Genomic DNA, 5,504 nt, shown 5'->3' with positions numbered 1-5,504 from the left:
GATTTAATACCAATTCACGAAAGTGTGACAACACTTTTGTGAATTAAACACCAAACCCAGTAAGGTTTTGAGATTCCCAAAATGGCAACGCCATTTTGGGAATTGGTATAAGTGACTGTAGCTATATTGTTTAATAGGAAGGAAAACTTCGAGCTAAAAAGGCACCTATGGCAGATAAAACACCACGTATAAATATTCCCCCTGAAGTCAGAAAATATGTCTTCGATCGCAATAACTATCAATGTCAAAGTTGCTACAAAACTGACCTGAGCGCCAAGACATTACAAATCGATCATATTATTCCGTTAGCTGAGGGGGGAAGCAATGATCTTAGCAATTTGCAAACTCTTTGCGCCAAATGTAATAGCCAAAAAAGAGACAAGATCGATCCGCGCTTTCGGAGATTATTTAGCGATTGAATTAAAGGCTCTCTCATGTATAATTCATAGCTATTTACATAGCTATGTAAATAGCTTATTTCTCTATGGTTACTAATCTTGTAAAACCGCCAGTAGAAAGTTTTTGGAACGAATACAACATTCGCCTCGAACCTTGGAGTATTGGCTACGATGCGCCAGTCAGCATCAATCCTGAAGAGATTCCCACTAACGATAAGATAAACACCGAGGTCGAAGTAAGTAATGCTCAGTGGCAGCCCATTAGGGCAGCGATCGCCCCAGAGCTTCCCAATCAAATCTTATTTATTGATGGACGTTTGCGTCTAGATGCTAGATTTTTGGGACGGATTGACGATGAAATTTTGTATGGAGCTTTTGCGACGATCGCCGTCGGCGCAGTGCTCGTAGATCGGGTTAAGAGTCGAGCCAAATGTATTGCTACTGAAATCAAACGGATTATCGCAATGGGGGGAAACTTAACCGCTCCACCCACCGTAATTCCCTGTCCTATCAGTGGTCGAGGCGATCTTAAATATGATTATTGCTTAACCAATAGCAACAATGAGCCCGATACCCCTTCGCAAATCGTCCAGAGTGCCATGCTTGATGAGGAACTGCGGATTGCCAACGAACTATCGCTAAATAAGGACTTAATTCACGAAGACACCTTAATCGTGCGCGATGGTCCCTTGCTCTATCGCGTTTATCAAACTCCTTTCGCGACCATTGGCTATGTCAAAACCATGGGCAAGGCTTACCTCAAGGGAGAAAACGCGCAAATTATGCGATCGCTTAAGGTGGGAGAACGCACGCCGATTTTTCGGATTGCCAATACGCATGGCTCGAACCTCAGTTGGTATTTGCGATCGGGGAGTCAGGATCTCAATTATAAAAAACTGGGCTACCACGATTTACATGGGATCATTCGGATCGATCTCGATGGAGGGCTAGACCTCGCCCATGCCAAAGCGATCGCCGATCAAAGCACCTATTTAATTCCTCAATATGCATCCCATCCTAGTCGCGATCCCCGCGCACCACAAAATTTAACACCCGTTGGCGCTTTAGAAAAAGAGCTAGGACGGAGAATGGGCAGTCGCGAATTAATTTCCCGCCGTTTGCGTGACTTTCTCGCCAAATCCGCCATTAATTCCCTATAGATTCCCGATTCCCCATTCAAAACCGCCAGCAATTCATGCAAGCAATTTAATATGCAAACTGGGGCTTTGCGATAGGAGAATGGGCATAGGGGAGTATTATGAATATGTAAGAGGATTGTTATAGTATTTTTAGAAAATATTCCGACGCATTTGCAAATGCTACAAAAACGCCCCCCCCATCCTAAATTTAATTTGATTTTTATTGCTTTTCTGGGGCTATGTATTGATGTCTCTGGAGCTATCTTACTCCCACAAAGTAAACAAGGAGTTATTGCTCAAAATGGCATTCAAGTTCGGACTAATCAATGGTTAAAAGTTGAAAAAGTATCGGGGAATGTCACCTATCGTAATTTATATAACTATGAGAATCGTTCTGCCCAAAATGGCGATCTCTTGCAAACTCCCAGCGATGAAATTTCCACAGGAGCAAATGGCACGGCGGTTTTAAGCGTCGATACGGGGGTAGGTTCGATCTATGTTTCTGAAAACACAACTATTAGAATTAATTCCTTTAAAATAGCCGCTGATAATGGTCGGATTACTAATTTATTTGTACCGCGTGGCAAGGCAAGATTGCAAATAAGAAAATTTACCAATCGCGGCTCTCAACTTAATATTCAAACCCCTGCGGGAATTAGTGGAGTCAGGGGAACTAGATATATCGTGCAAGCTAAAAACAGTGGCGACATGGTGATTACAACTCTTCAAGGAAGTGTGGCTACTACAGCTCAAAACCAGACCAAAATGGTCAATGGGGGATTTCAAAATTTGACCGTAGTCGGACAGCCACCTTCAACGCCAGTTCCTATTAATAATGATGCGAGTTTGAGATATGCGATCGATCGCCGTGCATCGGGTTCAGGTCGGTCTATTGTTTTGATCGGTTACACCAATCCTTTTAACACTGTTAAGGTAGAGGGAAAAGAGCAAGCTTTAGATCGCAGTGGAAAGTTTTATCTGCAATTGCCAGCCCCTTCCAGTTTAAAGATCGCAGTAACGGTGGAAACCACTACGGGGAAAATACAAGTCTATGAGATCCCTATTCTCTAAGTTGATTTCTCGATTAGTTCCTAGACTATTGCTGAATCATCCTATCAATAGTAAGCGATCGCGATTGCTACAAACGATCTGGCGCGTTTTACCAACCCTATTTGCCACGGGCATCACTTTATTACTGGTGCTATATTCGGGCTTTTTACCACCTATCGAATTGTTTGCCTACAATAGCTTTACGCATTGGCGAGGCGATCGCCCTTGGGACGAACGGTTGATGATGATTAGCATCGATGATGAGAGTATCCAAAAACTGGGTCGATTTCCATGGACGCGCGATCGCTATGTTCAGCTTTTACAAAAACTCGAACCCGCAGAACCCAGTGTTATTGGGTTTGATATTTTATGGTCTGAGCCCAGTGGCAACGATCGGGAACTGGCCGCCGCAATTGAGCGATCGCAAAGAGTAGTGCTCGCGATGGCTTGGGATAAATCGGGTCAGCCCTTGTTACCTGTAGAGCCGATTGGCGATGCAGGCGCGGCAGTTGGGCATATTCTCAAACGGGAGGATATTGATGGAATTGTTCGTCAAGTGGATTTACAAATCCATGATGTGCCAACTCTTGGCGTTGCCATGCTACAGACCTACGATCTGACCAATGCCACGGTTAATCTATTACCTCAACTAAACCAGACCTTAACTATTAATTGGACAAAGCGAGTTAAAGATATTCCTCAAGTATCATTCAGCGATGTTATTAACGATCGGGTTCCCGCCTCTGTCTTCTATCATAAAATTATCTTAGTCGGTGCAACTGCTTCAGGGATAGATAGTTTAGTCACTCCCTTTGACCGCAATCCGCCTGCCAGTGGCGTGCATTTACATGCCATGGTTTTACAAAATTTACTCCAAAAGAATTCGCTGGTAGTTACCAACGCCAATGACATCTGGATTTTGGTTCTAGTGAGCAGCCTGATCCTTAGTTTACTCTCACCCAGAAAGAATTTATGGATCGGGAGTATCAGCGCTTTGGCTTTGGCTGGAATCTGGGTAATTACGGCTTTTGTCGCTTTTACTGCTAATTACTGGATAGCGATCGCCGTTCCTATGTTGATGGTTCTGTTAACGGGATTCGCGATCGCGCTACAGGAGCGTTGGCAAGTGAGGCGATTCTTGCAAACTGCCAAAATTCAGCTTGACTACGAATCAACCCACGACCATTTGACAGGATTGTACAACCGTTTGCAGTTTGAGAAGATTTTACAAAACCTACTCCATCAAAATATTTCATCTTTTCCCGAGCGCGATCGCCCCCATCTTTTAGCGATTCTCTGGATTAATATTGCTCGATTTAAAAATATTAATGATACCTTTGGACATCCCATTGGCAATTTGCTCATTGTTGAAGTCAGTCAATGCTTGCGGAGTACCGTACCTTCCCAAGTAGCTATTGCTCGTTTTGGAGGAGCCGAATTTGTCATCCTTTTGGAGAGTCTGGGCGATGAGCAGGAAGCGATCGCCATCGCCGATGAGATCCAAAGCAAATTTAAAATTCCTTTTATAATCGCAGGAAGCCAAATTGATATTTCGGCAAATATTGGTATTAAATTCCATCAAATTAATCCTATCGAAGATCGAAATTCTTCAGAGATAAACTCGCCTGAGATCCTTTTGAGGGATGCGGATACCGCAATGTTTTATGCCAAAAAATTAGGAATCTCCTGCAATCAGGTCTTTCACATTTCCATGCGCGAAAGAGTGCTCAAGCGCCTACAGCTCGAAAAAGATCTTCGTAAAGCTGTTGCGATCAGTCAAGACATTCAGAATCAACCCCATCAAGAATTTCTCATCTATTATCAACCAATCCTCGCCCTCAGTAATATGCAGATCGTAGGTTTAGAAGCCTTGATTCGGTGGCAACATCCCGAACGTGGATTGATATCACCTACTCAGTTTATTCCTCTGGCGGAGGAAACGGGGCTGATCGTTCCTATTGGTGATTGGATTATGCGAAATGCCTGTTTACAGCTCAAGTCTTGGCATCAGAAATTTCCCAAAGCCAAAGACATTACCATCAGTGTCAATCTATCTCCTAAGCAGTTAGCCCAGAAGGATGTACTCGAAAAATGTCTCAATATTCTTCAGCAGACCCAGTTATCGCCAGAACACCTGAAGATTGAATTAACGGAAAGCTCGATAATGGAAAACCCCAACTCGGCGCTAACTATCTTAAATCAGATGCGTCAAGCAGGTATCAAGATTTATATTGATGACTTTGGTACTGGTTATTCCTCGCTTGCCTATCTACATAAGTTTCCTTTTGATGGTTTAAAAATTGACCGTTCGTTTGTTAATAATATCCATACCAATACCAATGGGATGGGCATTCTCCAAGCAATTATTGCTTTAGCTAAGAGTGTTAAGGCACATATTGTGGCAGAAGGGATTGAAAGCTTAGCCCAGTTAAATTATTTACAAGATTTACTTAGTGAAGATGGGGATGGACAGGGTTTCTTTTTGTTTAGACCGCTTGATGTTAAGGCGATCGAAGCCATCTTTCAATCTATATAGCAGTCCTAATTCCCAAACTTTACAGCGCTTTGCGCTAAAACCCAAACCAAGGAAATTTTTGAAAGCGTTGCGAAGCAACGCTTTCAAAAATTTCCTTGTGGTTCGTTTGATTGGTAATTGCTGTAAGAAGAGAATGGTGCTTTGTGCTGTCATTCTCTTCTTAATAACAAAGCTGAAAATGGCTACGCCATTTTCAGCTTTGCGAACCCTTGTACTAATTTTGCGATCGCAACTTTAGAAACCATTTAAGAATTCACTAGATCCCCCCCAGCCCCCCTTAAAAAGGGGGGATAATTAAATTCTTCCCCCTTTTTAAGGGGGATTGAGGGGGATCTCTTAGAGTTTTTGACCGCAGAAAGTAATTCTTAAATGGTTTCTTAG

4 protein-coding genes are annotated in these 5,504 nt (G+C 42.9%); all 4 read left to right on the top strand.

What is annotated here, in order from left to right; genetic code table 11:
- The first annotated feature begins 167 nt into the window (after positions 1-167).
- The 4 genes from AC805_RS09680 to AC805_RS09665 all read left to right on the top strand — a co-directional run bounded on the left by AC805_RS09680 (position 168) and on the right by AC805_RS09665 (position 5,123).
- The gene (locus AC805_RS09680) at positions 168-419 is read left to right on the top strand and encodes an HNH endonuclease (RefSeq protein ID WP_055075240.1); all 252 of its coding nucleotides are present in this window, start codon (positions 168-170) and stop codon (positions 417-419) included.
- 65 nt (positions 420-484) lie between these two features.
- Positions 485-1,558, top strand: a complete 1,074-nt coding sequence (locus AC805_RS09675; RefSeq protein WP_055075239.1) for a hypothetical protein — start codon at positions 485-487, stop codon at positions 1,556-1,558.
- A 156-nt stretch (positions 1,559-1,714) separates the two neighbouring features.
- Positions 1,715-2,608 (top strand): FecR domain-containing protein, encoded by an 894-nt coding sequence (locus tag AC805_RS09670; protein ID WP_055075238.1) that lies wholly within the window; start codon positions 1,715-1,717, stop codon positions 2,606-2,608.
- The gene (locus AC805_RS09665; protein WP_055075237.1) at positions 2,589-5,123 is read left to right on the top strand and encodes an EAL domain-containing protein; all 2,535 of its coding nucleotides are present in this window, start codon (positions 2,589-2,591) and stop codon (positions 5,121-5,123) included. Before AC805_RS09670 ends, AC805_RS09665 begins: the two co-directional genes overlap by 20 nt.
- Positions 5,124-5,504 lie beyond the last annotated feature (381 nt).

The organism is Pseudanabaena sp. 'Roaring Creek' (genome assembly GCF_001402795.1).
Classification (GTDB): Bacteria; Cyanobacteriota; Cyanobacteriia; order Pseudanabaenales; family Pseudanabaenaceae; genus Pseudanabaena.
The sequence above is the reverse complement of the archived record's forward strand: the minus strand, read 5'-3'. Positions and strand labels throughout refer to the sequence as shown.